This is a genomic window from Streptomyces sp. NPDC046939, assembly GCF_040644575.1.
GTDB lineage: Bacteria > Actinomycetota > Actinomycetes > Streptomycetales > Streptomycetaceae > Streptomyces.
In genome coordinates this window covers 14,648-39,942 of sequence record NZ_JBEYWV010000044.1, presented here as the reverse complement: position 1 = coordinate 39,942, position 25,295 = coordinate 14,648, and the positions used below count along the sequence as shown (strand labels likewise).

The window sequence follows — 25,295 nt, the reverse complement described above, 5'->3', positions numbered from 1 at the left end:
AGCCCGTCCCGCTCGACGGCGGGGTGTCGATGCCGCCGCTCGGGCTCGGCCTGTGGGGCCTGCCGGGCCGCCAGGCCGAGGAGGCCGTCCGGCGCGCCCTCGCCCTCGGCTACCGGCTCCTGGACACCGGCGACCACTACGGCAACGAAGCCGCGGTGGGCCGAGCGGTGCGGCAGTCGGGCATCCCGCGCGAGGAGGTCTTCCTCACCACCAAGGCATGGCACGCCGACGGCTACGACGCCACGCTGCGGGCCTTCGACGCCAGCGTGCGCCGGCTGCGCCTGGAGCCGGTGGACCTGTACCTCATCCACTGGCCACGGCCCGACCCACGGCAGACACTGGAGGCATGGCGCGCCCTGGAACTGCTGCGGAAGGAGGGCCGCGCCCGTGCCGTCGGCGTGTCGAACTTCGACACCGAACACCTGCGACACCTGCTGGCCGAATCCGGGACACCGCCCTCGGTGAACCAGGTGGAACTGCACCCCCGTTACAGCCGCCCGGATCTGCGCGCCCTGCACGCCGCCCACGGCATCCGCACCGAGGCGTGGGGCCCGCTCGGCCGGGGCCGCGGCCTGCTGAAGACGCCGGTGCTCGCCCGTATAGGGCACAAGCACGGCCGCTCACCCGCCCAGGTCGTGCTGCGCTGGCACCTGCAGACCGGCACGATCGCCATCCCCAAGTCCGCCCGGCCGGAGCGACTGGCCGCCAACCTGGACGTGTTCGGCTTCGCCCTGGACCAGGCGGATCTCGCGGCCATCGCCGCACTGGACGCGGACGAACCCGTCGGACCCACGAGGCAGCCGCGATGAGCCGTGGACCTGCTGGGGGTCCTGCCAGCCGTGGAGGCACCATGGATGACGTGCGAGCGGTGGACGTCACGCTGCGGGACGGCGGCAAGGTCAACGGACACCGCTGGAGCGCGCGTCAGGCGGAACGGGTCGTCGCCGCGTGCGCGCAGGCCGGTGTCGACCGGGTCGAGGTCGGCTATCTGCGGCCGCGGCGGCAGCGGGTCGACGGCGACCTCGCCCCCGCCGCGTCCTGCCCGCCGAGGTACCTGGAGGGGTTGCGGGAGCGAGCGGGCCGGGCGGAACTGGTGGTGATGGCGAGGGCCGCCGACACGGAACCCCGCGACCTCGCCGCGCTCGCACCGCACGGGGTCCGCCACGTGCGCATGCCCTTCCGCGCGGACGGCCTCGGCGGGGTCGCGCCGTTCGCCGACGCCGCCCACGAGGCCGGGATGGACTTCGGCGTCAACCTCTTCGACGTCAGCCGCATGACCGTGGACGAGGTGTGCCGGGCGGGACAGCGGGCGGAAGAGGCCGGAGCGGACGTGTTCTACCTCGCCGACTCGCACGGCTCCCTGCTGCCCGAGCACGTCCGCCGACTGGCCCGGGCCCTGCGCGCCGCGATCGGGCTGCCGCTGGGGTTCCACGCCCAGGACAGCATCGGCATGGCGTTCGCCAACTGCCTCGCAGCGATGGGGGAGGGCGTCACACACCTGGACGGCACCCTCGCCGGCGTCGGCACGGACGGCGGCAACCTCCGCCTTGAGCTGCTGGTGGCGCACCTGAGGGCGCGCGGCCGCACGGACCTCGCAGTGACGCCGCTGGTGGCCGCCGCCGAGTCCCTGCTCACCCCGTGGCCCGGCCTCGGCATCACGGCACGGGCCGCCTACGCCGCGAACGCCGTACTGGAATCCGCCCGGCACGACCCGGCCCACTGGCGCGGCAAGCCGGACGACGAGGTCCTGGCCCTGTTCGACCAGACGGACATCCGGTGATCGAGCGGTTGCGGGCGCTGCTGCGCGGCCGGGGCGGACCGGCCCAGCTCCATGTCCTCCAGGACGGCCGGACCCTGGTCGACGAGGCGGTCGGCTGCGCCCCGGACGCGTTGTTCTGGGCCTTCTCGGCGGGCAAGCCGTTCGTGGCCCTGATCGTCCACCAGCTCGCCGAACGCGGGGACCTCGCGCTGGACGACCCGGTCGTCCGGTACTGGCCGGGCTTCGGCCGCAACGGCAAGGAACGCGTCACCGTACGCCAGGTGCTGCGGCACCGCTCCGGCATGGCGCGGGCCCGGGGCACCGTGGGGGACGCCCTGGCGATGGCCGACTGGGAGCGGTCCGTGCGCAACATCGAGCGGGCGGCCCTCAGATGGCCGCCGGGCACGGTGCCCGCCTACCAGCCGATCGTCTACGGCTTCATCCTCGGCGAGGTGATCCGCCGCGTCACCGGCGCCGACCTGCCCGAGGTGCTGCGCGCCGGTCTCCTCGACCCGCTCGGCCTGAAGGACACCCACCTCGGCCTGTCCGACCGGCTGTGGCCGCGACACGTGCCGGTGCGGGTACGGGGGACGACCGGACCGCTGACCGAACTGGTCGTCAACAGCCGGAGGACGCGGGCAGCGGTCATCCCGGCGGCGGGGTTGTCCACCACGGCGCGTGATCTCGCCCGGTTCTACGCCGCGATGCTCGACGGCGGCGTGCGGGACGGTGTCCGTGTCGTGCGCGAGGACACGCTCGCGGAGGCGCTGCGCGGCGCGGACGACGGTCAGGTGGACCGGGTCCTTGGCCTGCGCGTGCGCTGGGCGACCGGCTTCCAGCTCGGCGGCGCAGGACCGCGCCCTCCCCGGCGCACCCCCATGGGCATGCTCAGCGGGTCGGCCACCTTCGGGCACAACGGCAGCAACTGCTGCATCGGCTGGGCGGACCCGCGCCGACGGCTGGCCTTCGCCTGCCTCACCGCGGTGCTTCCCTCCCGCCGGGAGGGTTCCCAGTACGTCGGCGCCGTCAGCGACACCGTCCTGCGGGCGGTGCCACCGACGTGACGCGCCCGGCGCCGGAGCGGTCGGGCGCGAGCGCGGCGAGACGCTCGCGGATCTCGACCGCGCGGGCGTCACCGTACCCCTCCATGATGGTCAGGGCCTCCTCCCAGGAGCTCTTGGCCTCGGCGACCCGGCCCGAGCGTGCGTGCACCTCTCCCATCCGGCGCAGCGTCAGGGCGACGCCACGCCGGTCGCCGATGGAGGCCCGCAGGGACAGGGCCCGGTAGAGATGCGCCAGCGCCTCGTCGAACCGGCCGGCGATCCCGTAGGCCGCTCCCAGGTCGTGCAGGGCCCAGGACTCGCCGTGGTCGTAGCGCAGCCTGCGGTGGACCGCCAGCGAGTTGGAGAAGTGACCGAGCGCCTCCGTCGTGGAGCCCTGCCGCTCCTGGAGGTGGCCTTGCACCTTGTGGACGAAGGACAGGGTCCAGCCGTCGTCCGCGCGCAGGGCGTAGTCCCGGGCAGGGGCGAGGAAGCGGGCGGCGGTGGCGTAGTCGTGCAGTTCCTGGTGCGCGGAGGCGAGGGCCACCTGGCACATCGCCGTCTCGCGCGGTGCGGCCACCTGCTGCCACAGGCGCAGGCCGTCGCGCAGATGCCCGACGGCCTGGTGGCTGCGGCCGGCGGCCTGGCAGGCGACGCCGAGCCCGGTCAGCATCCAGGCACGGCCGAGGGCGTCGCCGTCGCGTTCGGCGATGTCGAGGCCGGTCCGGCACAGCGTGGTCCAGTCGTCGATCGGCCGGTCGATGAACAGGTAGTACATGAGCAGCGCGGTGAGCTGCCACGGAGCGGCGGGACGGCCGTTCGGCGGCAGCGGACGGAACAGCCCCACCACGTTGGCCCGTTCGGAACGGCACCAGTCCAGGGCGTCCTGGAAGGAGCCGAACTCCAGGGGCGGGGGGCATCCTCGCGGGAGCGGGGGGAGGGGGACGCGGAGCAGGCTGGGCTGGAGGGCCGCGGCCGCGCGGGCCGCCGTGTGCACGTACCAGGCCGCCATCCGCCGCAGCGACTCGGACTGCCCTTCGGGCGGGTCGGCGGCGGCGAGTTCACCGGCGTAGGCGTGCAGCAGCCCGGAGACGGCGTACCGGCCCGGCCGGGGTGTCTCCACCAGGTGGGCGAAGACCAGCTCCCGCAGCGCGTCGTCGGCCCGCCCTCCGGTCAGCGCCCCGACCGCCGGTGCCGTAAGCCAGGGGCCGCAGTGCAGTCCGAACAGCCGGAAGACCTGGGCGGCAGGCGGTGACAGTGCCTCGAACGACGACGCGAACACCGCCCGCAGACTGCCGTCCTCGCCGTCGCCCCGTTCGAATCCGTCGAGCCGCGCGTGGTCCTTGAGCGAGTGGAGCAGATCGGAGGGTGTCGTCCTCGACTGCCCCGCCACCTGTCCCGCCACGGTCACCAGCGCGAGCGGCAGGTTGGCGCATCGCCGGCAGATCTCCTCGGCGGCCCGCGGATCGCTCGCCGACCAGCCGGTGCCGAGCAACCGGTCGAGGAGTTGCAGGGATTCGGCGGTGGACAGCGGCCCCAAGGGGACGGGGACCGCTTGGTCGCGCACGGTCAGACCGGTGAGGCGCCGCCGGCAGGTGATCACCACCAGGCAGCCGGGATGCCCCGGAAGCAGCGGCCTGACCTGGGCGGAGGAGCGGGCGTTGTCGAGCAGCACCAGCATCCGGCGGCCCGCGGTGGCACTGCGGTACTGCGCGGCCAGCTCGTCCAGGTCGCCGTCCGCGTGCCGCGCGCCCATCGCCCGCAGGAACCGCCCGAGAACCTCCTCGGGGGACAGCGAGCGCCCGCTGGTGCCGAAGCCGCCCAGGTCGACGTAGAGCTGGCCGTCGGGGAAGCGCGCGGCGAGCCGGTGCCCCAGATGCACCGCGAGCGCGGACTTGCCGACGCCCGGCGGTCCTTGGATGGTGCAGATCGGCGAGGTCTCCCCGGTGCCGGCGCGGTGTCCTTGCGGCGCCAGGGCCGCGCGTTCCAGCAAGGCCAGTTCACGGGTGCGGCCGACGAAGTAGGGCAGGTCGTGCAGGAGTTGGGCGGGCACCACGGCCGACGGCACACCACCCGGCCGCTGGTGGGCACCGGGCGGCGGCTCGTCGTCGTTCAGCAATGACTGGTAGGTGCCTTGCAGCGGTGGGCTCGGTTCGACGCCCAGCTCACGGACGAGGACGGTGCGGACCGCGTGGTAGTGGCGCAGGGCGGCCGCCCGCTGGCCCGAACGGTTCAGCGCCAGCATGAGCTGCGCCGCGAGCAGTTCGTCCAGGGGCGCGGCGACCGTAGCCTGACGCAGCTCCGCCAGGGCCTCGGCGTGCCGCCCGAGGCGCAGCAGGATCTCGCTGCGCCGCAGGACGGACCAGCGGCGCTCCGAGGCCAGGGTCACCCGGACGGCGTCCGCCCACGGGCTGTCCAGACCGTCGAACGGTGTGCCGGTGAACAGGGCCAGCGCCTCGGTCAGCAGGGCGAGCACCCGGTGATCGGAGGGGCAGTCCCGCGCCTCGGCGATCAGGGACCGGAACCGGTGCAGGTCCACGGCTTCGGGAGGCACCCGCAGCAGATACCCGCCGCCCTGCCGCACCAGCGACACCCCGAGCGGGGAGAGGGCGGCCCGTGTCTGAGCCACATAGGTGTAGAGGGCGTTGCGCGCGGTCTTGGGCGGATCTTCGCCCCATAATCGCTCGATCAAGCTCTCCGTCCGCACCGGACGCCCCGCGTCCGCGAGCAGTGAGGCGAGCAGGAAACGTTGCTTCGGAAAACCGATGTCGATTTCGGAGTCACCGTGCAGAAGGGAGACCGGTCCAAGAACGTGAGCGCATACGTGCGTCATGGATTCCCCGTCGGTTGTGTTCCGAACTATCGCTCAGCGCACAGATACGAGGAATATTACCTTGGCTCATGCAGCGCCCAGGTAATTAGATTACAAAACGTACGGTGCTGACTTTCCCGTACGGAAATGAGCCTCGTCAAGGTATGTTCTGGTCACTCATTTCCCAGCGTGGCTCCTGCCGCGCGCGTCGTCGGCCGGCGGGCAGCAGGAACGCCGCGAGGACGGCGGCCACGGCGGTCACCACCGCGGCGACGGTCAGCCCGAGGTCCATGCCGTCGACGAACGCCTCGCGCGCCACCCGGGCCAGTGCCGCGCCGGCGGCGCCGCCGGTGGCCGCGGCCACCGCGAGCGCGTCACCGACGGAGCCCAGGACGGCGTCCTCGACGCCATGGGGCAGCAGGCCCGTCACCGGTGCGCCCGCCATGTGGTGCCGGTAGCGGGTGGAGAGCAGGCTGCCCACGACGGCCACGCCGAGCACCGTTCCGATCTGCAGGAACGTGCTGTTGGTGGCCGACCCCACCCCGGCGTGCTCCCGGGGCAGGGAGTCCATCACCGCCGAGGTCGCGGCGGGCAGCACCAGTCCGGTGCCGATGCCCATGAGGATCATGAAGGGCAGCATCCGGGGGTAGCCGTCGGAGACCGACGTGGCGCCGAACTGCCACAGCCCGCCGGCCAGGACCAGCAACCCGGCCACGGTCGGCGGCCGCGCGCCGAAAACGCGGATCACCGCCGGGGCGAAGGGCGCCGTGAGGACGATCAGACCCGCCGCCGGCAGCAGCCGCACACCGGAGGCCAGCGCCGAATAGCCGAGGTCGAACTGGAGGTACTGCGTCAGCACGAACAGCCCTCCCGAACCGGCGAACATCACCACGGCCAGCGTGCCGATGCCCGTGCTGAAGGACCGGCTGCGGAAGAAGGACAGACGGAGCATGGGCGCCGGGTGACGCGCCTCCCAGGCGACGAACGCGCCGAGCGCGACGAGCCCGCCCGCGCCGACGCCGAGGACCTTGGCGGAGGTCCAGCCGTATTCGGGCGCCTCGATGACCGCCCACACCAGCAGGGTCAGCGAGGCGATGGACAGCACCGACCCCACCACGTCGGGACGGTGGGCCCGGGGATTGCGCGTGTCGGGCAGCAGCGCGGCACCCGCAACCAGGCTCACCGCCACGATCGGCACGTTGATCAGGAAGACGGAACCCCACCAGAACCGCGAGAGCAGCAGCCCACCGACGATCGGTCCGAGCGCGATGCCCACCCCGGACGTCGCGGCCCAGATGCCAAAAGCGCGCTGCCGCTCCCGGTGGTCGGGGAAGAGAGAGGTCACGACGGACAGCGTCGACGGCATGATCAGCGCCGCTCCCACGCCCATCGCGGCCCGCGCGGCGATCAGCCCTGCCGACGATCCGGAGAAGGCCGCCCAGGTGGAACCCGCGATGAACACCGCCTGGCCGCACAGGAGCGTCTTCTTGCGTCCCACCCGGTCGGCAAGACTGCCCGACACCAGCAGCAGGCCGGCGAAGACCAGGACGTAGGCGTCCACGATCCATTGCAGGCCGCTGGAGCTGACGTGCAGGTCGCGCACCAGGGTCGGCAGGACGACGTTGAGCACGGTGTTGTCCAACGTGACGATCAGCAAGGCCAGACACAGCACGGCCAGACTCAGCCAGCGGCGGGCCGGGGCCGCCGCCGGCGGGGCCGACTCCTCGACGGTTGCGTTCATCGGCTCCTCTTAAAGCGAGGCTTCTCTTTTTAAGGCCCTCCCAGCGAACCGCCGCAGCCTCCGGAGCGCAAGACCCCTCGCTAACATCGGGCCATGACGGGAGCGCACCAGGCGGTGGGGAGGACGGCCGGGCCGGGCGACGGCGAGGAGACGTCCCGCAGGACGAGGCCCGGCGGACGCAACGCCCGGCTGCGCACCGCCGTACTGGCGGCCACCGTCGACCTGCTGGTGGAGCGCGGCCTCGACGCCCTCTCGATGGGCGAGGTCGCCAAGCGGGCCGGCGTCCACGAGTCCTCCGTCTACCGCCGCTGGGGGACCAAGGCGAACCTGGCGGTGAACGCGGTACTCAGCCGCACGGACGCCACCCTCCTCCCGCCCGACACGGGCTCGCTCAGACAGGACCTCGTAGCGTTGCTCAGCGACGTCGCCGCGTTCGTCACCACCGACCTCGGCAGGCTGCTGGTCCAGCTCGCGACGCGGCAGGACATGCCGGAGTACGAGGCGGCCCGCCAGGCGATGCGCACCGACCGCTTCCGCGCCGGGACGGTCGTACTGGAGCGGGCGGCGGCCCGTGGCGAACTACGGCCCGGCACCGATCCGCAACTCGCCCTGGAAACCCTCCTCGGACCGCTCCATCTCCGCATCCTGTTCAGCACGCAGCCGGCCGACGAAGCCTTCGTCACGGCCGTCGTTGACCAGGTGATGCGGGGTATCGCGGTCCGCACGCCCTGACGGCGGGATGCTCCCCCCCCGGGCGGGCCCCGGGGGGAGCGGGCGTCACCACCGGAGACCGTGCGGCTCCGGGCGTGGTCACCAGCCCATGGCGGCCGCCATGCGCCCGAACACCGCGTCCACCGACGACCCGGCGGCGTACGCGGCGTTGGCGGCGCCCGCCTTGGTGACCCGTTCGGCGTCGGAGAGCAGGCGCACCGCCGCACAGCCGCGGCGCACCAGCAGGGCCCGGTCACCGGGGTCCGCGGGATCCAGACCGGCGGCATCGAACCCGAACGCGGCGACGTTCTCCCGGGCGACGCTTTCCTCGGCCCCTCCGGCCGTGCCCACCGGCAGCACCACGGGCAGCCCGTGGAACGCCGCCGAGGTGACGGAGGAGGGCCGTGCGTCCACGAACGACGGGGTGGGCAACGAGGTCTGCAGATAGGCGTCCCCCGCCTGGAACAGGCCGTGGATGATCCTGGGCGGTACTTCGAGGACGCAGGCGAGCCCGTCCCGCGCGAGTCGCCCCAAGCCCGGGTCGGGGCCCGCGCCCGTACCCGCCACCACCAGTTGCCAGCCCTCCGGCCGGGCCGCGTCGAAGATCTCCGCGGCGAGGTCGAGGTGCTTGTCCGCGTGCATCCTCCCCGCCGTCAGCAACCACTTGCGGGACGGGTCCGGAGCGCCGTACCGGACCACGACCCCCGGGTCGTCGACGAGGGAGCGCTTGTCCCAACGGCCCTGTCCCGTCGCCGCCGGTGACTCGACCACCATGTCCCAGCGGGCCCCGTGCGCGGCGACGACGCCGCCGAGCCACTCCGAGGCGACCGCGACGAAGTCGGCGGCGAGCATCGACTCCCGGTAGATGTCGGCGAGATGGCCGGCCTGGGCCGGGTCGCCCAGCGCGCTCGCGACGCCCTCCGGATCGAGCCACTGGTAGCCGTCGTGCCCCCGGACGAACAGCGCGAGCCGGTAGCCGTACAGAGGTTTGAGCCGGGCGAGGACCGTGGCGAGCGGGAACGTGGAGGCCAGCACCACCCAGTCGATCGGCCCGTGGGCCGCGACAGCCCGCCGCAAGGACGCCTCGACCGAAATCCAGCCCAGCCGGACCGGGGACTTGTTCGCGACGTGGTCGGTGAAGGGGACCTCGGCCACGCCGTCCGGCACCGAGTCGTCCGGATCGAAGATCAGGCAGTCGGACTCCGAGGCCGCCAGGGGATACATGTAGGAGACACGAGCGCCGCGGGCGAGCGCGTAGGAGAGCAGTGGACGGGTGAACTGGACCGTGTGCCCGGCCACCGAGATGGGCACTTCTTTCCCGTCGACGACCCGCGCGAAGGCGGACTTCCCGGCGATCAGCAGGTGCACGACGGCCTACCAGGGGATGGCATGGGAAAACGTGTCGTCGGCCTGGAAAAGATTCGGCGAATATTCGACGGCCGCCGCCTTTTCCTCGGCCCGGTAACTGTGCACACAGCCGGGCGCGACCGACACCACGTCCCCGACTTCCAACGTCATTTCCAGTACGTCCGCAGGGTCCTCGGGAAGGAGGAACTTCGCCCTGACGACCCCCGAGACGATGGCCATGAACTCCTTCTTGCGGAGATGATAGTGGTCGGCTCGGACCAGGCCGGGAGTGAATTCCAGGTGGGCGATGAAGGCCATCGGTTCCGCGTTGTGGCAGAAAACCGCCCGGGCGCCCGAGCGCTCGGAGACATAACCCCGCCCCTGCTCCAGTCCGGCAGGGTCCTTGGTACGGCCGAGACGGCGGACCGCCACCCGGTCCGCCACCGCGCCCGCGACGCGCGGCTCAGTCGGCACGGTCGGCCTCCAACTGCCCGCCGCGGGCGATGTTGTGGCGCTCGATCTCTACGAAGTGGATGCGGACGTTCTCGCGCCGTGCCTTGAGGATGTCCACCACGGCAGTGGTCACCGCCTCCACGAACTCCCGGCGTTGGTCCAGCGTGCGACCGGTGAGTATCTCCACTGTGACGTTCGGCATCGAACCTCCTCGGTGTCGTCGAGCACCGCCCATCCTTGGTACCGACGCCCCGAGAAAGCTAAAGAAAAAAGAAACCGCGCCGAGGCGTGTACTGGCGGATCTGCTCGCGGCCTGATCACGTCACCCAGGCAGCGCGGCTCAGAACCCGCGCGAATCGGCGAGGAAGCGGCAAGCGAACGTGGCCGTCAGGAGACCGGTTTCCTCGGCGACCTCGCGAAGAACCGCTTCTTTCAGTCCTTCGTCCGGTCCGACTCCTCCCGCCGGGACCTGGGTGCCGGCGTCCGGCATGCCCACGTGATCGAAGACCAGCAGCTCGGGGACGGCGTGGTGCCGGATCACGTAGGCGGCCACGCGGATTCTGGGTCGGGTCATCCCGGCATTGTCTGTCAGGTACGGAGCCGATGAGATGTTCGCGTAAATGGTGCCGTTCGAGCAGCTACGTCACTTCTTCTTGCTGCCCTTGGCTGCCCCCGGCTTCTTCTTGGCGGCCTTGAGCTTTTGCTCCTTCGGTTTCTTGGCTGGGCGGCCGCGAGGTGGCATGGGCCTGGACGACGCTGCTTTGTCACTGGCGCTCTGGGCCGGTGTACCGGTGGCGGAGCGGGCGCGGTCCGGCTCGGGGGCAGGGTGCCGTGTTGTGGCCGGGGCGGATGACGGCGTGGTCCGGGAGGGGGTCTTCGTCGGATCCGCCTGGGGCGCGGTCGTCCTGGCGGGTGTGGAGGGGGAAGGGTGCGGAGGGTTGCCCGCGCCGGCAGCGGGGGGCGGGGAGACGTCGTACAGGACAGTTCCGGTGAGGGCGAGTGTCAGCGCTCCCGCCGCCGCGACAGTCACCGGTCGTATCCATGCCCGGCGGGCCTGTTTGCCGTTTTCGACAGTTGGCGCTTCGGCAGTTGATGCGTCGGCAGGTTCTGCCGACGCCGCCGCAGTGTTCGCCGACGCTGCTGCAGGGGTGGCCACTCGGCGAGAGGGGGCCCGGTGCGTAGCCGTCGTCGTGGACGATGCAGAGGCTCGGACCATTGGGTGCGAAGCGGGCGCGGAGGCGGAAGCGGCTGCCTCTTCGAGCAGGCGCAGCATGCGGGCGGTGTCGGGGCGATCCTGCGGGTCCTGCGCGGTGATCAGGGAGAGCAGGCGGGCCAGACTGTCGGGGATTCCTTCGGGGATGCGGGGTGCTTGAAGAAGATGGGCGATTCCGGCTTCGAGGGGCGTGGTACGGCGTGAGGTGTCGCCGGTGAGGGCCTCGAGGAGCACCAGGCCCAGGGCGAAGACGTCGCTGGCCTTGCTCGCGCCGCCGCCGAGAAGTTGCTCGGGGGCCATGTAGGCGAGGGAACCGACCAGGGTCCCGGGTTCGCTGCGGGTGCGCTCGTCGATGGTGCGGGAGAGTCCGAAGTCCGCCAGCCGGGGCGCGCCCAGTTCGTCGAGAAGGATGTTGGACGGCTTGATGTCACGGTGGATGATGTCGCAGCCGTGCACATGGTCAAGGGCTGAGGTCAGAACCGTACCCAGGCGGATGGTCTGTGCGGTGGTCAGGGAGCCTGCGGCGAGACGGTCCCGTAGCGTTGTGCCGCGTACCAGCTCGGTCACCATGTAGGCGCTGTCGCCGTGCCGTCCGGCGTCGTAGACGGTGACGAGGGCGGGATGACGGAGGCGGGCCAGCGTCAGCGCCTCACCACAGATGCGGTCCGCAGTGCCCATGCCCGTGCCCATGCCCGTGACGGGACGGAAGACTTTCACCGCCACCTCGCGGCCCAGGACCGTGTCGATGGCGGCGAACACGTCGGCCGTGCCGCCCGATCCGAGCCGGTTCCGCATCCGGTACCGGCCGCCGACCAGCACGGGGTCGCGCCCGGGCGCGGTTGCGTTCCCACTGCCAGGTCCTACCGGCATCAACGTCTCCTTCACGCGCGGGCAGTGCACTGCGCGTACCCCCGAGGGCGGAGGACTACGCCGGCGTGATCCCGTCGCCCTGGACCCCGACGGCGCTGAGCGGTTTCCGGTGCGCCGCCGACGCCTGACGCCACAGAACTCAGCGGCCGAACACCCGCCGGCCGCCGACGAACGTCTGCTCCACCCTCGTCGCCTCGATCTCCTCGGCCGGGCCCGCGAACGGGTCCCGGTCCAGGACCGCCAGGTCCGCCAGGCGGCCCGGGGCGATCGTCCCGGTCTCCGCGTCCAGACCGTTCACGTACGCGCTGCCCGCCGTGTACGCCGCGAGCGCGTCATGGAGGCCGATCCGCTGCCCGGGCAGGAACACCGGCGTCCCTACGGGCGCGTCCGGGGCCACCCTGTTCACCGCGACATGAATGCCCTGGAGCGGGTCCGGACTGCTCACCGGCCAGTCGCTGCCCGCCGCGAGGGTCGCGCCCGACCGCAGCAGCGCCGCGAACGGATACTGCCGCGCCGCCCGCTCCTCGCCCAGGAACGGGACGGTCAGCTCGTCCATCTGCGGCTCGTGCGCGGCCCACAGCGGCTGGATGTTGGCGGTCGCGCCGAGCGCCCGGAACCGGGGGATGTCGTCCGGGTGCACGACCTGGAGATGGGCGAGGTGCGGCCGGGTGTCGGTCCAGCCGTTGGCCCGCCGCGCCGCCTCCACGGCATCGAGCGCCTCGCGCACGGCACGGTCGCCGAGCGCGTGGAAGTGCACCTGGAACCCGTGGGCGTCGAGCGCGGTGACGTACGTCTTCAGGTCGCGGGGCTCGACGAAGCTGATGCCGCTGTTGTCGGTGCGGCAGCCGCCCGCGTCGAGGTAGGGGTGGAGGAGCGCGGCCGTGCCGTTCTCGGCGACCCCGTCCTGCATGATCTTCACCGTCGTCGACCGCAGGCGCCCGCGCGTGCCCGCCTCGCGCCGCGCGAGCAGCTCCTCGATCTGCTCGGTGCCGCGCGCCCGGTCCCACCACAGCGCGCCCACCACGCGCGCGGTCAGCCGACCGTCGTCCGCGCACGCCAGGTAGGCGTCCGTCGGGTCGGTGAGGTTGGCGTGCGAGCCGAGCAGCGCGTCCTGCCAAGCGGTGATGCCGAGCGAGTGCAGCAACTCCTGGGCGCGCAGAAGACCGGCGATCCGCTCCTGGCGGGTCAGCGGCGGCAGCAGGGCGGCGATCAGATTGGCCGCGCCCTCCTGAAGCATGCCGGTGGGCGCGCCGGTGGCGTCGCGCTCGATACGGCCGTCGTCCGGGTCGGGCGTCCGGGCATCGATCCCGGCGCGGCGCAGGGCTACGGAATTGACCCACGCCCCGTGATGATCGCGGTTGACGAGGTACACCGGCCGGTCCGGGACGATGGCGTCCAGCTCGGCGGCGGTCGGCAGCCCGCCGGGGAACGCCTCCATCGCCCAGCCACCCCCGGTGATCCACTCCAGAGCGGGGTGGCGTCGCGCGTACGCGGCGATCCGCTCTCGGTACTCGGCGAGCGTCGTCGCCCCGCTGAGATCGCACTGACCGAGCTCGATCCCGCCCCCGACCGGATGTGCGTGCGCGTCCTGGAACCCGGGGATCAGCAATCTGCCTGCCAGGTCGACGACTTCGGTCCGCGGCCCGATCAGCTCCCGCACCTCGTCGTGGCCGACGGCGACGACGCGCTCGCCGCGCACGGCGACGGAGGTGGCGCGGGACCGGGCGGGGGAGCCGGTGTGGACGGGGCCGCCGGTGAGGACGAGGTCGGCGGGGCGGTTGGAGCGGGTGTCGGACATGTGCGGTGACTCCTTGGGGCGGTGGGGTGGTGGGGTGGTGTGGTGCTACGGCGCTTCGAGCACGGTCGACGGCGGGACAGCATCGGTGTCGGTGTCGGTGTCGGTATCGCCGTCGGTGTCGGTGTCGGTGGAGCGCCGGGCCGTGAAGTAGGGGGAGTGGCGCCGGTACTTGGCGACGGCCGCCATCGCGAGACCGGAGACGAGGACGGCCACCGGTACGGACAGCATGAACCAGCCGTTGTCCGGGCTGAGGGCGAAATGGTCGGTCATCGTCGCGTAGTCCCGGGCGAGGTAGACGCCGACGCCGAGCAGGACGAGCGCGCTCAGGCCGGGCGCGACGACCGCGCGCAACGCCTCGCCCGGAGAGCCGCGCAACGCCGTGCGGAACCTGACCGCGCAGGCCAGCGCCGTCAGTCCGTAGTACAGGGCGACGGTCAGACCGATCGAGTTCACCGCCGCGAGGATCATCTCGTTCAGCTTCGGGATGGCGAGGGCGAGGAGCGCGACCGCCGCCGCCACGGCCATCACGAGCACCGTGCCGAGGGCGGGGGAGCCGTACCGGGGGCTGACGCGCGTCCACACACGGCCCATCGTGCGGTCCCGGCCCATCGCGTACAGGCCGCGTGCCGTCGGGATCACGCTGGACTGGAGCGACGCCACCGCCGAGAACAGCAGCGCGAGCAGCGGCAGACTGGCGACCGGCTCGTCCGCCAGCTTCGCGCCGAGGTACGTGAGCGCCGTCGGACCCTGCTCGACGAGTTCGGGCAGGGACATCTCGCGCTGGAAGGCCACGGACCCGTACAGGAACAGGGCGAGCATCGTGAACAGGGCGATGAAGCCGCCGCGCCCCACGTCCCGGACGTCCTTCGTCTCCTCGGTGACGCTGAACGCGGCGTCCCAGCCCCAGAAGAAGAACACGGCGAGGACGAGGCCCTGCGCGAACGCCGTACCGTCGTGCACGGAGAAGGGGTTCAGCCACGACCACTGGAAGCCGTGCGCCCCGGTGACCAGACACCAGCCGCAGAACCCGAGCAGCACCGCGTACTCGAAGACCAGCAGCCACGCCTGCAACCGGGTCGCCTTGCGGACACCGGTGATCGCCGTGACGGTGACGGCGGCGAGGACGAGGAGCCCGACGACCGTGCTCAGGGCGGTCGAGTTGGGGTCGAGGTCGAGGCCGAACAGGGTGTGCAGGTGCGCCTTGCCGGCGAACTGAAGGAAGACCGAACCCGTCACCGCGCTCGTGTACGCCATGAAGATCACGGTGCCGACGAGGGTGACCCAGCCGGTGAGGAAGCCGAGCCACGGGCCGAGCGACGAGGCGACCCACACGTAACCGCTGCCCATGTTCGGCTCGTCCCGGTTCAGCCGCGCGTAGGCCGTCGCGATGCCCAGGATCGGCAGGAACGCGATCAGCAGCACGGCCGGCGCCTGGAGGCCGACCGTCGCCGCGAGGGTGCCCATCCCGATGCCGATGCTCGTGGTGGCGGCGGTGCTCGACGCCGCGATGGCGACACCGTCGACGACACCGAGCGAACGGCGCAGACCTGGAGGTTCGCTTCTGGACGCGCTTCTCATGGGCAGGCTCCTGTGGCCGGGGAGGGTGAGGGGCGGGGTGAGGAGGCTGCGATCAAAGCGGGGTTGTCAGTGGTGCGTCAATGGTGTTGACATAAGGGGTCCCGTCGCCGAGGGAGGGAGCGGACGGATGGCGGAAGGACGTGTTCCGCAGGAGCGGCGGCGTCGTCGGCCCACCAAGTCCGGGGTGGTGCTGTCCGAGGACGTGATCGTCGACTGCGCGCTGCGGCTCGTCGAACAGCACGGGGCGGAGGCGCTCAGCGTGCGGCGACTCGGCGCGGCGCTCGGCTGCGATCCGAGCGCCCTCTACCGCTACTTCCACCACACCGACGACCTGCTGCTCGCCCTCGCGGACCGGATCATCGGCGAGGCGCAGGCCGGGTTCGAACCCGACACCATGGCGTGGGTCGACGGGCTGCGTGAGATGGGACGACGGGTCCACGCGGGCTACCGCCGCCACCCCCGGGTCGCGGCGCTCGCGGCGTACCGCGTGACGCGGCGGCTCAACGAGTTCCGGGCGGTCGACACGGGCCTCGGCTTGTTGCGGCGGGCGGGGTTCGACGGGGCGTCGGCCGTCCGCTATTACGCGGCGTTCATCGACACGGTGCTGGGACATGCCTCCCTGGACGCCGCGCAACAGGCCCTTCCTGTGGCGCGGCGGGGGGCGGATGACTTGGCGTGGGGTGGGGTGTACGCGGGGTTGCCCGAGGAGGAGTATCCGGAGGTTACCGCCGTGCGGGGGCACTTGCCGTTGATGGGCGGGAGTTCGTTCGAGGTTGCGTTGGAGTTGATGCTGCGGGCGTTGGTGGTGGCGTCGGGTGAGGTGGGGCCGGGGGCCTGAGCGTCTGCGCGTTCTGCGTCCGTAGGGTGTGCTGCTCTCGTGGTGGCCGGTCGGTGGCCAGTCGCGCAGTTGTCCGCGCCGGTTCTGAGGGTCTGCCTGCTTTGCGTCCATTGCGCGTGGTTTGGTGAACAGCGGGGCCTGGGCGGTAGCACAGCCTGGCAGGACGAGAGCGATCATGAGGGAGTACGACCGGACCGTAGAAGTGGGACTCTCATGACTCTGCAGGAAGGCCAGCGGGTCAAGCTGGCCGCCGATCTCCGCCTGACCGACCCGATCGAAGTGTCCGGGGCGGTCATCGGCATCCTCTCCCTCGCGGCCGATACCGAAGGAACCGTGGAAGAAGTCGTCGAACATGTTCGTGATGGTGCCGATGTTCGCGAGTACGAGCGGCTCAAGGCGCTGCTCGACGCCTACGGTGACGGCATGCCCCCGGAGAGCAAAAGGCAGTTGGAGGAGAAGGTCGGCGCACTGCATCCCGCGTGGGTTGCGTTCCAGGAACAGGGGCCGATGGTCACGGTGCAGGTCCGCTTCGACAACGGGTTCATCCTGGGCGCGTCACCGCAGGACCTTTACGTCCCCGTGTGAGAACGGTGGCGAGAGGGCGCGTCCAGCTGTTCGCCACCGTCACCGTCAAGTCGGCCGCGGACCGCGCCGAACGCATCGACCGGGATGCCCGCGGGAGGCCCTACTTGGGGGGCCAGGTACCGGCGGCCTGCAGGTCAAGGTACTCCGAGGGCGGTGGAAAGGTCGGGGGGAAGTGGGCCGGTGCGCCGTCATGGGGCACGACGACCAGTGAGGAGAAGGGAGCCTGTGCCGGATCCCCGGTGTCGATGTGCTCCTGGAAGTCGAAGCGCACGGTCCAGGCGTACGGATGGGGCGTGACCGTGTCCGGGAGCACGACCACGGAATCGGCCCGGTCCGGATACGCGATGTTCTTCAGAAACTTCTCTGCGGCCGTTACGGCTTCGTCCTTGGTCACGACTCAGGGAGCTCCCTTGCAATATGGATGGGTCCGATTCGGAGACGGGGAGTGTCGCCCGGACTAGGCCTGGGCGATCGGGGCACCGGACTCGGCCGCGTTGACCGACCCGTGCCCCCAGCAACTGGCGGGTCAGTATCGCCAGGACATGGAAGGTCTCCGGCGCATCCGGGGCGCCCACGCGGCCGACGACCGCCGCAACGAACGCGTACCGGATCTCCCGCGGGCCGTACGGCTTCGACGCCGCGAGCCCGATCAACGCCAGGACGTGGGCAGAGCCGGGCATGAGCGCATGGCCTGCTGGCCAACAGCCGTATCGCCTTCGACCAGCCGCCACCATCCGACCCTGCACGTTCGCGGCGATGAGTGCGGCGCCGGTCCTCTGGGAGTCGGCGGCGGCCGGCTGGTTCAGCCCTGCGCGGTGGGGCGGACGACGATGTCTCCCACGTCGACGTTGTCGGGCTGTTCGATGGCGAACGCGATGGCGCGCGCCACCGCGTTCGGCGAGAGTCCCATCTGCTCCATCTGCTCGACGATCTGTCCCCTCAGCTCCGGGGTCATGGAGTCCGCGAAGTCGGTGCGCACGAAGCCGGGGGAGACGACGGTGACCCGCAAACTGTCCCCGGCTTCCTGTCGGAGCCCTTCGGAGACAGCGCGGACGGCGTTCTTGGTGGCGGCGTACACCGACATCGTGGGACTGATGCTCAGCCCTGCCACGGAGGCCGTGTTGACGAAGTGCCCGTTCCCTTGTTCGCGGAAGACGGGCAGCGCGGCCGCGATCCCGTACAGCACGCCCTTGAGGTTGACGTCGATCATCTCCTCCCAGTCCTCGACGCGCAGTTCGTCCAGCCGGGAGATCGGGCCGACGCCCGCGTTGCTGACCAGCACATCGAGCTTTCCGAAGCGCTCGCGTGCCGTGCGGACGAGGCCCACCAGGTCCGCGCGGCGCTTCACGTCCGTACGGATCCAGGCGGCCTGGCCGCCGTCTTTCTCGATACGGGCGGCCAATGCCTCCAGGCGGTCGGCGCGCCGTGCTCCCAGGACGACCTTGGCTCCCCGCTCGGCGAGCAGGAGCGCGGTTGCCTCACCGATACCGCCTCCCGCGCCCGTGATGGCCACGACCTTGCCTGCGATTCCTGACATGCTGAAAGGTCCTCTCCAAAGGGGGGGCGGCGTCTCGACAGGGGCGACTTGGTACGGGGGCAGTTCGGTACGTGCCCTAGGATGAAAGTGGAGGCGCCGCCGGTTAGCTCACCGTAAGTGGCGACGCCTCCACTTGGCAAGCCGTGACGCCGTGACGATGAAGGGCCCCTGATGACCCGCGAACCCCACCGTCCGCTGCGCGCTGACGCGCAGCGCAACCGGGACAAGATCCTGGCCGCCGCGGTGCGCGTCTTCACCGAGGAGGGGCTGGACGCCCACTTCGAGCGCATCGCCAAGGAGGCCGGCGTGGGCAGCGGCACCCTTTACCGCAACTTCCCCACCCGCGAAGCCCTCGTCGAGGCGGCCTACCGCAACGAACTGGCCCGGCTGTGCGACGCCGCCCCCGACCTCCTGGCCGCCATGCCGCCGCATCGGGCCCTGCACGCGTGGACACGGCACTTCATGGACTACGTCACGGCGAAGTTCGGCATGGCCGAAGCCTTGCAGGCCGTCGTCGACTCAGGCACCGACCCCTACAACGAGAGCCACCAGCTGATCCAGGCCGCCCTCGCCGCCCTCATGGACGCCGGCGTCGCAGCCGGCACGATCCGCGCCGACATCCGCCCGGCCGACATGTTCGCCGCCCTCACCGGCATCGCCCTCGCCTGCGGCAAACCACACCAGCGCGACCAAGCCGAACGCCTCCTCGACCTCACCCTGGACGGACTGTCGCCGCAGTGTCATCCGACGCGGGACAGAACCGCTGATTGAGCGGATCGTTGCTCATTGCTGCTCCGCAAGTACGTCGTCGTCCTGGCGAGTTGACTCATAGGGCTCGGCTTCGCCGGGCTGGACGTGCTGCTGATCATGACTGGAGCGACATCCAACGGGCCGTCGCCCTTTACGAGAACACCTCGGCCTGCCGCTCGTTCAGGCCGTGGTGAGCTGTCGGTGCTGGTGCTCTCGCTTGGCAGTCAGGATGGCTGGACTTGGTCGAAGAGGGCGAGAGCTTCGGCGGGGTCCGGGCTCACGAGGCGTTCCAGACCAGCCGTCGTGATCTTCGCCCACCTGCCGGCCCGGGCCCACATCTGTTCCTCGAAGGCGTGGACGGCCTCGTCCAGATCTCCAGGGCTGGTGGCGATGGCCTCGGCGAGTTCGGCGCCCTCCAGCATCGCGAGGTTCGCGCCCGCTCCCAATGGGGGCATCAGATGGGCGGCGTCGCCCAGGAGCGTCACCCCGGGGACGTGGGTCCAGGTGTGGGACACGGGCAGGACGTAGAGGGGGCGGTGGACGAAAGCGGTGGCGTGGCGGAGGAGGTCGAGGACGGGAGCGGCCCAGCCGTCGAACAGAGCCAGCAGGCTCGATCGCACGGCCTCGACGTCGGCCAGGTCCAGGTGCGTGTGCCAGTCCAACGGCGCGCGGAACTGGGCGTACACCTTGACGTGGCCGCCGCTGTTGCGCTGGGCGACGAGAGCTCGGTTCACCCCGTACGCGGCCACGGAACCGTCGCCGATCAGCCGGGCGAGGTCGGGGTGGCGGGTGTCGACGTCGTCGAGGGAGGTTTCGACGTAGGTGACGCCGGTGTAGTGCGGCGTCACCGAGGAGACTGCCGGGCGTGTCCGGGACCAGGCGCCGTCCGCGCCGACCACGAGGTCGAACGTCTCCTGCCGCCCGTCCGCGAAACGGACTACTACACCCTCCTGCGTCCCCGGCACTACCTGCGTCACGCTCCGCCCCCACTGGACGTCGAGAGGGCCGAGCAGCAGGTCACGGAGTTGCCCGCGGTCGATCTCGGGATTGGCCCGGTCGTCCGGGCGGGGTCGCCAGTCGCGCAGGACGGTGCCGTCCGCGTCCAGGATGCGCATGGCCTGCCCCTCGGGGCGGGACAACGCCTGGAAGTCCTCCAGCAGCCCTGCCTTGTCCAGGGCGAGCTGGCCCAGCCCCTCGTGCAGGTCCAGCGTGCCGCCTGGGGGGCGGACGTCGGGGGCGGGATCGCGTTCGAGGACGGCGACGGGGTAGCCGTGGCGGTGCAGGACACGGGCGAATGTAAGGCCTCCGGGGCCGCTCCCGACCACAGCGATACGATGTCTCATGGCGATACACTGTATTGCTCAATACGATGCATCGCAGCAGAACGGTGTGAACCATGAGTGTGTGGGACCGGCCGGAGCCGCCGACTCGCCCCGTACCGCTCGACCGGGAGCGGATTGTGGCCGCCGCCATCGCGCTGGCCGACGAGGCCGGACTGGAGGCGGTGTCGTTGCGCAAGGTCGCCGCCCGGCTGAACGCGGGCCCGATGCGGCTGTATGGCTACATCTCCACCAAGCAGGAGCTGTTCGACCTCATGGTGGACGAGGTCTACGCCGAGATCCTCCCCCAGGAGCAGCCCGGTGACTGGCGGGAGGCGCTGCGTACCCTCGCCCATCGCACCAGGCAGGCCGCTCTCCGGCATGAATGGCTGGCCGATCTGCTTGGCGGCCGCCCGACCCTGGGCCCGAACGCCCTCGCCGTGGGCGAGGCCACGCTGGCTGCCCTGGACAGCCTCACCGACATCGATACTGCCATGCGCGCGGTGGAGACTGTCGGCGCCTACTTCACCGGCGCGATCAGGCGCGAGATCGCGAACCTGCGGGCCGAGCGCGCCACGGGCCTGTCGAAGCACGACTGGCAGCACGCCTCCGGCCCGCATCTGACAAGGATGCTGGCCACCGGTCGCTTCCCGGCGCTGACCAAGGCCGTGTACGACGGCACGGACGTGGACGCCGAGACCTCCTTCACGACCGGCCTGGACTGGATCCTCGATGCCGTGGCCACCAAACTCACCCAGCCGCCGGCATGACGCTCAGCCCTTGCCGAAGGTGAGCGAGCTCGACGCCCGGTGCCCATGGGCCATGAAGTCAGCGCTCGGTGATGGCCTAGGTTGCGCCACTGAAGGCGTTGGCACTGCACCGGGCGCGTCCAATGAACCCGTGCGATCAGGGGTGCGCGGCGGCCCGAATCCAATCAGATCCGATGGCGATTGCTGACTGGGTTTGATGACAGATGAGGTCCCGATCCTCCATCAGGAAGGGGCCTTCGGTGGCGAACCTGGTCTATAAGCGGGTCTCGACCGACCAGCAGTCGACCGCCCGGCAGAACCTCGTCCTGAACGAGGCCGGCATCGAGGACCCGGTCGTCTTCGAGGCGGACCCGTGCACCTCCAGCCGCCTGCACCCCCTCCAGCGCCCGAAGTTCGGCGAACTGCTGGCGTACGCGCGGCCGGGCGACACCGTGCACATCTCCGAGATGTTCCGCCTGGTGCGCGGCACCGGCCACATCCTCGACGTGCTCGACGTCCTCCACCGCGACCGCCTCGCCCTGCGCATCCACGACGGCGCGTTCTCCGCAATGGACCTCACCACCCGCCACCCGCGCACCGGCAAGCTGCTGTCCACCGTGAAGTTCATGGTGCAGCCCCTCGCCGCCGCCGGCGAACTCCAACGCGACCTCCAGCGCGAGCTGACCTACGACGGCCTGCGCGCCGCCGAAGCCAAGGGCAGCAAGGGCGGACACCGCCGCACCGTGGCAGCCACGAAGACCGACGACGTGCGCACCGCGTACGTGGAAGGCCGCTCCATCGCTGCCCTCGCCCGCGTCGCGCGCCGGGCTCCCGGGCGTACTCCGTGGGCCAGGCCTTCCGCGTGGAGGAAATCCGGGGGCCCTGCTCGTCGGCGGAGGCTTGTTGGCATCATCTGGACATACCCCCGGCCCTCACCCGCACCGTCCGAGCCGTCAGTACCGCTCAGCGGGGGCCGGACCGGTCGGCCGTCAGGGTGCCGACGTGCCGCCCCCGCCGCCGTTGGCGGCCTCCAGTGCTGCGACCAGCCGGTCCAGGGCGGGCAGGGCCTCGTCCAGTGCCGTGCGGTCGGCGTCGGGCAAATCCTCGACCACCCGGACGAGTGCGGCGGTGCTGGCGCGGTCGTAGCGCTCCAGCAGCTTCAGGGCCTCCTGGGAAGCGGTCAGTACAACGGTTCGCTGGTCGTGCTCGGGCCGGACCCGTTCCACCAGACCCGCGGCGGACATCGCCCGGACGAGGTTGCTCACCGTGGATGGTGCCACTCTCAGGCGGGCGGCCGCGGCGCCCGGGCTGAGCCCTCCGGGTGACGAGGACAGCGCCCGCAACAGCTCGATCTGCGCCTCCGGTAGATCAGGCAGCCCCTCGGCGGTGCGGGTGGCGCGCAGTACGGCTCGCCGCAACGGCCCCAGCAGCTCACCCAGTCCGGCGGCCACCCGGGCCGCCCCCGGTGTCCCGGGCGCATCCATACCGCCGTTCCCTACAGCTGTCCTGCCTGTGTCGCGCATGCCTTCATTGTGAACCCAAGCGGAGGTTGTTTTGTGACAAACATATTTTGTGGCACGGTGATGTGTGGGTGGTGAATCTGTCCGGCCTGAACCGCACGCCGAACGGCCCACCGTCTGACAGCACAGCAAGGAGCACCACATGAGCACCGGCCACGACACCCCGACCACCGTCGAGAACCCCGTTCCGCCGCAGGACCTGTCCGGCATCACCGGGCACCGGTTCATCTACACGTACGCCAACGGCTGGCAGTACGAGATGTACGTGAAGAACGCCACGACCATCGACTACCGCATCCATTCAGGCATGGTCGGCGGCCGCTGGGTGAAGGACCAGGAGGTCGATCTGGTGCGGCTCGCCGACGACGTCTACAAGGTCTCGTGGAACGAGCCGACCGGCACCTCGGTCGTCGTCAACGTGCTGCCCCGCCGCCGCGTCCTGCACGGCACCATCTTCTTCCCGCAGTGGATCGAGCAGGACGGCAGCAGGACGGTGCTGTACCAGAACGAGCACCTGGACGAGATGCGCGCCTACCGGGACGCCGGCCCCACCTATCCGATCTACATCGTCCCGGAGTTCGCCCGCATCACCCTGTTCGAGCACGTGGGCGAGAACGACGAGAGTGTCGTGGCGGTGGGCCCCGAGGACCTGCCCGAGGGCTTCGCCGACCGCGTCAACTGAATGCCTCACCGCCGGGAACCCGCTGGTCCACCGCTCCGAAACCGGAGCCCAGGGCTCTCGTAGCCGCCGGTGACGTTCCGGTACCGGGGCGGGGTCGCCCGTGCCGTTCGTCCGTCCGCCCACGTCACCTCTTGTGACGTGGGCGGGGTTCGGTATCACGCTGCTGGACAAGGTCGCTGCCGACACCGACACCGCTGTGGCTTGGTGCAGCACATGACCGGTGGAGTCCGACCCGCAGCCGTCCGACCAAGTCGGCCACCGTCTGCGGCGAGGCCGATCCGGTGGCCGGCCGCCCCGCTTCGATACAGCGAGGCATACAGGCAGCGCAACACCGCGGAGTGCTGCATCAACCCCCTCAAGCGCAGTGGCGCGGCCTGGCCACACGGACTGACAAGTTCGCGATCGCCGCCTACCAGGCCGCACTCCGCCGCGCAGGCATCCTCATCCGGAGCCGACGATGACCACGACGTCAAAAACCTAACGGCGAACTACGGGACTTGGCGGAACGGGTGGTGGCCCCCAACCCGGCGGCAAGAGTGCCCAGGAACCGTGCTCCAACCACTGCCCGAATCGAACGGGCTGGGCGCCGCAGGCATGATCCAGGGACAGCGGAACAATCAAGTCACACGTAGCCCGTCCATCCCACCACACCGTGCCGGCCAGAGGGCCGGTCAGGGCCAACAAGGTGGAGAAGCCGCAGCCATGCTCCTGGATGACGACCGCACCGGCCGTCTTCAGGTCCTCGAACCTGCCGACCTTGTCGTCCCAGGCACGCCAAGCCTCCTGGTACGCGGCGTCGTCCTCGAACGCCTCGGGCTCTGGCTCACACGCCATCAATTCGTCGTCCGCCCCGGTGTAGGAGTCGGGATGCGGAAAGGGAGCAGCCAGCAGCTCGCGCCGCGCCTCATCGTTCCCGGCCCACCACCAACCACGCCCTGTCCGCTCAAGCCGGAAGAGCGCCCCGCCAGCGCTCACCTCGTGTAGGTACACCCGGTACTCATCGGGAAAGGAAACACCGAGTTCCCGCTCGGCCTCGACGATCTCAGCTTCGGTGAGGGGCGACTCAGTCATGGGACGAGCCTAAGGGTCTCGTGCAGACCATCAGTCCGCTCACACGGACGCCATGGCGCCAAGGCGGCACCCAGCGCCGGCCGGCCATGCAAGCCCTGGACGCAGCAGTCCTCTTCCGCCCGCCCCTCGAAGCGGCGCCCGCCGGGACCTCCTAGTACGCCGTGGCTGACGAGGGCGGCGAGGAGGCCGCGGGCGTCGTTTTCGGGTTCCGCTCAGCAGTTGTCATGGCATTGCGGTTCGTTGAGTTCATCGGTGGACGAATGGTCCCCGCGAAGTCCCGGGAAGCGGGCGACCTGCCCGGCGGCGTGCCCTCGCCACCGCACATACCGGGCCGTTTCTGCCGGACCGGTCGAAGAGTCATGAGGCGCTATGAAGCGCGCCATGTCGGTACCGATCGGGGCGGCCGTGACGGCTTAGGCGCCGCTTATTTCCGGGCAAGCCCAGCATTTCACCCACCGTTCACCAGGCGACGAGCGCGCCGCCCATCCGGTGTGGCGTGGGTCACTGTTGACCCCAAGATCAGCCCGCATCTAATATCGGCGAAATGAACCACTGCGGGGGTGGTCAGGAACGAACACTAATCCTTCGACTGCTCCTCGTGCATACGTGGGGCAACTTTATGGAGTTCTCATAGGGCGGCGATTCTCGGAAGGCCAGTCGAGGCGCCACTGCGCCGGTGAAGAATCGTTCCGGAACCTGAAATAACTTTCTGCACGCTCGCCAATAGATTCCGTTGGTTGAGGTCGGACACAAACTACCGTCCCCTGTTTCACTTCCGTCTTCACTCAGCCGTACCTGCTGTGTTCGAAGCTGTCCGCATTCTGTCGAGCAGCTTGCGCCGGGTATGCGTGATGACATGCATATCCGCGTCAGCCATCCTCCCCGTTCATGTAAAAATCCCGCCTTTTTCGCCGCGTTCTCT

General features: G+C 70.7%; 22 protein-coding genes and 4 pseudogenes. 12 read left to right on the top strand and 14 right to left on the bottom strand.

Going from position 1 to position 25,295, the window contains the following annotated elements; genetic code table 11:
* The first annotated feature begins 29 nt into the window (after positions 1–29).
* From ABZ877_RS35265 to ABZ877_RS35255, 3 genes are read left to right on the top strand one after another with little or no spacing between them, the layout of a single operon-like run.
* Positions 30–809 carry an aldo/keto reductase gene (locus ABZ877_RS35265; protein WP_361079926.1) on the top strand — a complete coding sequence of 260 codons (780 nt, stop codon included), beginning with the start codon at positions 30–32 and terminating at the stop codon, positions 807–809.
* A 41-nt stretch (positions 810–850) separates the two neighbouring features.
* A complete protein-coding gene (locus ABZ877_RS35260) occupies positions 851–1,780 on the top strand; it encodes a hypothetical protein (RefSeq protein ID WP_361079865.1) in 930 nt (309 codons plus the stop codon).
* Positions 1,777–2,823, top strand: coding sequence for a serine hydrolase domain-containing protein (locus ABZ877_RS35255; RefSeq protein ID WP_361079864.1), 1,047 nt, complete (start codon positions 1,777–1,779; stop codon positions 2,821–2,823). The genes ABZ877_RS35260 and ABZ877_RS35255 overlap by 4 nt, the downstream gene beginning before the upstream one ends.
* Here ABZ877_RS35255 and ABZ877_RS35250 read toward each other — a convergent pair.
* Together ABZ877_RS35250 and ABZ877_RS35245 are read right to left on the bottom strand one after the other, a co-directional pair.
* On the bottom strand, positions 2,786–5,632 hold the full coding sequence (locus ABZ877_RS35250; protein ID WP_361079862.1) for a BTAD domain-containing putative transcriptional regulator: 2,847 nt from the start codon (positions 5,630–5,632) through the stop codon (positions 2,786–2,788). The two genes, ABZ877_RS35255 and ABZ877_RS35250, sit on opposite strands and share 38 nt — an antisense overlap.
* 136 nt (positions 5,633–5,768) lie before the next feature.
* Positions 5,769–7,352, bottom strand: a complete 1,584-nt coding sequence (locus tag ABZ877_RS35245) for an MFS transporter (RefSeq protein WP_361079860.1) — start codon at positions 7,350–7,352, stop codon at positions 5,769–5,771.
* Positions 7,353–7,445: 93 nt separating this feature from the next.
* Here ABZ877_RS35245 and ABZ877_RS35240 point away from each other — a divergent pair, with 93 nt between their 5' ends.
* The gene (locus ABZ877_RS35240) at positions 7,446–8,084 is read left to right on the top strand and encodes a TetR/AcrR family transcriptional regulator (protein ID WP_361079858.1); all 639 of its coding nucleotides are present in this window, start codon (positions 7,446–7,448) and stop codon (positions 8,082–8,084) included.
* A 78-nt stretch (positions 8,085–8,162) separates the two neighbouring features.
* Here ABZ877_RS35240 and ABZ877_RS35235 read toward each other — a convergent pair whose 3' ends face one another.
* The 7 genes and pseudogenes from ABZ877_RS35235 to ABZ877_RS35205 all read right to left on the bottom strand — a co-directional run bounded on the left by ABZ877_RS35235 (position 8,163) and on the right by ABZ877_RS35205 (position 15,322).
* Complete coding sequence (locus tag ABZ877_RS35235) at positions 8,163–9,431, bottom strand: glycosyltransferase (protein WP_361079856.1); 1,269 nt, start codon at positions 9,429–9,431, stop codon at positions 8,163–8,165.
* Between the two features lie 6 nt (positions 9,432–9,437).
* Positions 9,438–9,884: a cupin domain-containing protein gene (locus tag ABZ877_RS35230; RefSeq protein ID WP_361079854.1), complete on the bottom strand. Its 447-nt coding sequence runs from the start codon at positions 9,882–9,884 to the stop codon at positions 9,438–9,440.
* A complete protein-coding gene (locus ABZ877_RS35225; protein ID WP_361079852.1) occupies positions 9,874–10,065 on the bottom strand; it encodes a tautomerase family protein in 192 nt (63 codons plus the stop codon). The genes ABZ877_RS35230 and ABZ877_RS35225 overlap by 11 nt, the downstream gene beginning before the upstream one ends.
* A gap of 177 nt (positions 10,066–10,242) precedes the next feature.
* Positions 10,243–10,437: pseudogene (locus ABZ877_RS35220) on the bottom strand (NUDIX domain-containing protein); the annotation flags it as partial.
* Positions 10,438–10,506: 69 nt separating this feature from the next.
* Positions 10,507–11,946: a protein kinase gene (locus tag ABZ877_RS35215; protein WP_361079850.1), complete on the bottom strand. Its 1,440-nt coding sequence runs from the start codon at positions 11,944–11,946 to the stop codon at positions 10,507–10,509.
* 139 nt (positions 11,947–12,085) lie between these two features.
* Positions 12,086–13,744, bottom strand: a complete 1,659-nt coding sequence (locus ABZ877_RS35210; RefSeq protein ID WP_361079848.1) for an amidohydrolase — start codon at positions 13,742–13,744, stop codon at positions 12,086–12,088.
* Between the two features lie 45 nt (positions 13,745–13,789).
* Positions 13,790–15,322 carry an APC family permease gene (locus ABZ877_RS35205; RefSeq protein WP_361079846.1) on the bottom strand — a complete coding sequence of 511 codons (1,533 nt, stop codon included), beginning with the start codon at positions 15,320–15,322 and terminating at the stop codon, positions 13,790–13,792.
* Between the two features lie 127 nt (positions 15,323–15,449).
* Between ABZ877_RS35205 and ABZ877_RS35200 the strand changes: the two genes are divergently transcribed.
* Together ABZ877_RS35200 and ABZ877_RS35195 are read left to right on the top strand one after the other, a co-directional pair.
* Positions 15,450–16,160: a TetR/AcrR family transcriptional regulator gene (locus ABZ877_RS35200; RefSeq protein WP_361079844.1), complete on the top strand. Its 711-nt coding sequence runs from the start codon at positions 15,450–15,452 to the stop codon at positions 16,158–16,160.
* Positions 16,161–16,373: 213 nt separating this feature from the next.
* Complete coding sequence (locus tag ABZ877_RS35195; RefSeq protein WP_361079842.1) at positions 16,374–16,745, top strand: hypothetical protein; 372 nt, start codon at positions 16,374–16,376, stop codon at positions 16,743–16,745.
* Between the two features lie 100 nt (positions 16,746–16,845).
* On the opposite strand, the gene ABZ877_RS35190 is transcribed toward ABZ877_RS35195, so the two are convergent.
* Both ABZ877_RS35190 and ABZ877_RS35185 read right to left on the bottom strand, forming a co-directional pair.
* Positions 16,846–17,139 (bottom strand): YrhB domain-containing protein, encoded by a 294-nt coding sequence (locus ABZ877_RS35190; protein ID WP_361079841.1) that lies wholly within the window; start codon positions 17,137–17,139, stop codon positions 16,846–16,848.
* 408 nt (positions 17,140–17,547) lie between these two features.
* Complete coding sequence (locus tag ABZ877_RS35185; protein WP_361079839.1) at positions 17,548–18,282, bottom strand: SDR family oxidoreductase; 735 nt, start codon at positions 18,280–18,282, stop codon at positions 17,548–17,550.
* Positions 18,283–18,453: 171 nt separating this feature from the next.
* Between ABZ877_RS35185 and ABZ877_RS35180 the strand changes: the two genes are divergently transcribed.
* Entirely contained in the window at positions 18,454–19,053 is a 600-nt protein-coding gene (locus tag ABZ877_RS35180) for a helix-turn-helix domain-containing protein (RefSeq protein WP_361079837.1), read from the top strand.
* A gap of 203 nt (positions 19,054–19,256) precedes the next feature.
* Here the strand turns inward: ABZ877_RS35180 and ABZ877_RS35175 are convergent, their stop codons facing one another.
* Complete coding sequence (locus tag ABZ877_RS35175) at positions 19,257–20,375, bottom strand: NAD(P)/FAD-dependent oxidoreductase (protein ID WP_361079834.1); 1,119 nt, start codon at positions 20,373–20,375, stop codon at positions 19,257–19,259.
* 53 nt (positions 20,376–20,428) lie between these two features.
* Between ABZ877_RS35175 and ABZ877_RS35170 the strand changes: the two genes are divergently transcribed.
* The gene (locus ABZ877_RS35170) at positions 20,429–21,121 is read left to right on the top strand and encodes a TetR/AcrR family transcriptional regulator C-terminal domain-containing protein (RefSeq protein ID WP_361079832.1); all 693 of its coding nucleotides are present in this window, start codon (positions 20,429–20,431) and stop codon (positions 21,119–21,121) included.
* Positions 21,122–21,360: 239 nt separating this feature from the next.
* On the top strand, positions 21,361–22,425 hold the full coding sequence (locus ABZ877_RS35165) for a recombinase family protein (RefSeq protein ID WP_361079830.1): 1,065 nt from the start codon (positions 21,361–21,363) through the stop codon (positions 22,423–22,425).
* Here the strand turns inward: ABZ877_RS35165 and ABZ877_RS35160 are convergent.
* Positions 22,348–22,584 (bottom strand): annotated as a pseudogene (locus tag ABZ877_RS35160) (MarR family transcriptional regulator); the annotation flags it as partial. The gene ABZ877_RS35165 and the pseudogene ABZ877_RS35160 sit on opposite strands and share 78 nt — an antisense overlap.
* Before the next feature lie 178 nt (positions 22,585–22,762).
* Between ABZ877_RS35160 and ABZ877_RS35155 the strand changes: the two are divergent.
* Entirely contained in the window at positions 22,763–23,302 is a 540-nt protein-coding gene (locus ABZ877_RS35155) for a phenolic acid decarboxylase (RefSeq protein ID WP_361079828.1), read from the top strand.
* 220 nt (positions 23,303–23,522) lie between these two features.
* Positions 23,523–23,763 (top strand): annotated as a pseudogene (locus ABZ877_RS35150) (IS5/IS1182 family transposase); the annotation flags it as partial.
* Between the two features lie 16 nt (positions 23,764–23,779).
* Here the strand turns inward: ABZ877_RS35150 and ABZ877_RS35145 are convergent.
* Positions 23,780–24,373 carry an SMI1/KNR4 family protein gene (locus ABZ877_RS35145; protein WP_361079826.1) on the bottom strand — a complete coding sequence of 198 codons (594 nt, stop codon included), beginning with the start codon at positions 24,371–24,373 and terminating at the stop codon, positions 23,780–23,782.
* Positions 24,374–24,438: 65 nt separating this feature from the next.
* On the opposite strand from ABZ877_RS35145, the pseudogene ABZ877_RS35140 reads away from it, so the two are divergent.
* Positions 24,439–24,525: pseudogene (locus ABZ877_RS35140) on the top strand (3-beta hydroxysteroid dehydrogenase); the annotation flags it as partial.
* Between the last annotated feature and the right edge of the window lie 770 nt (positions 24,526–25,295).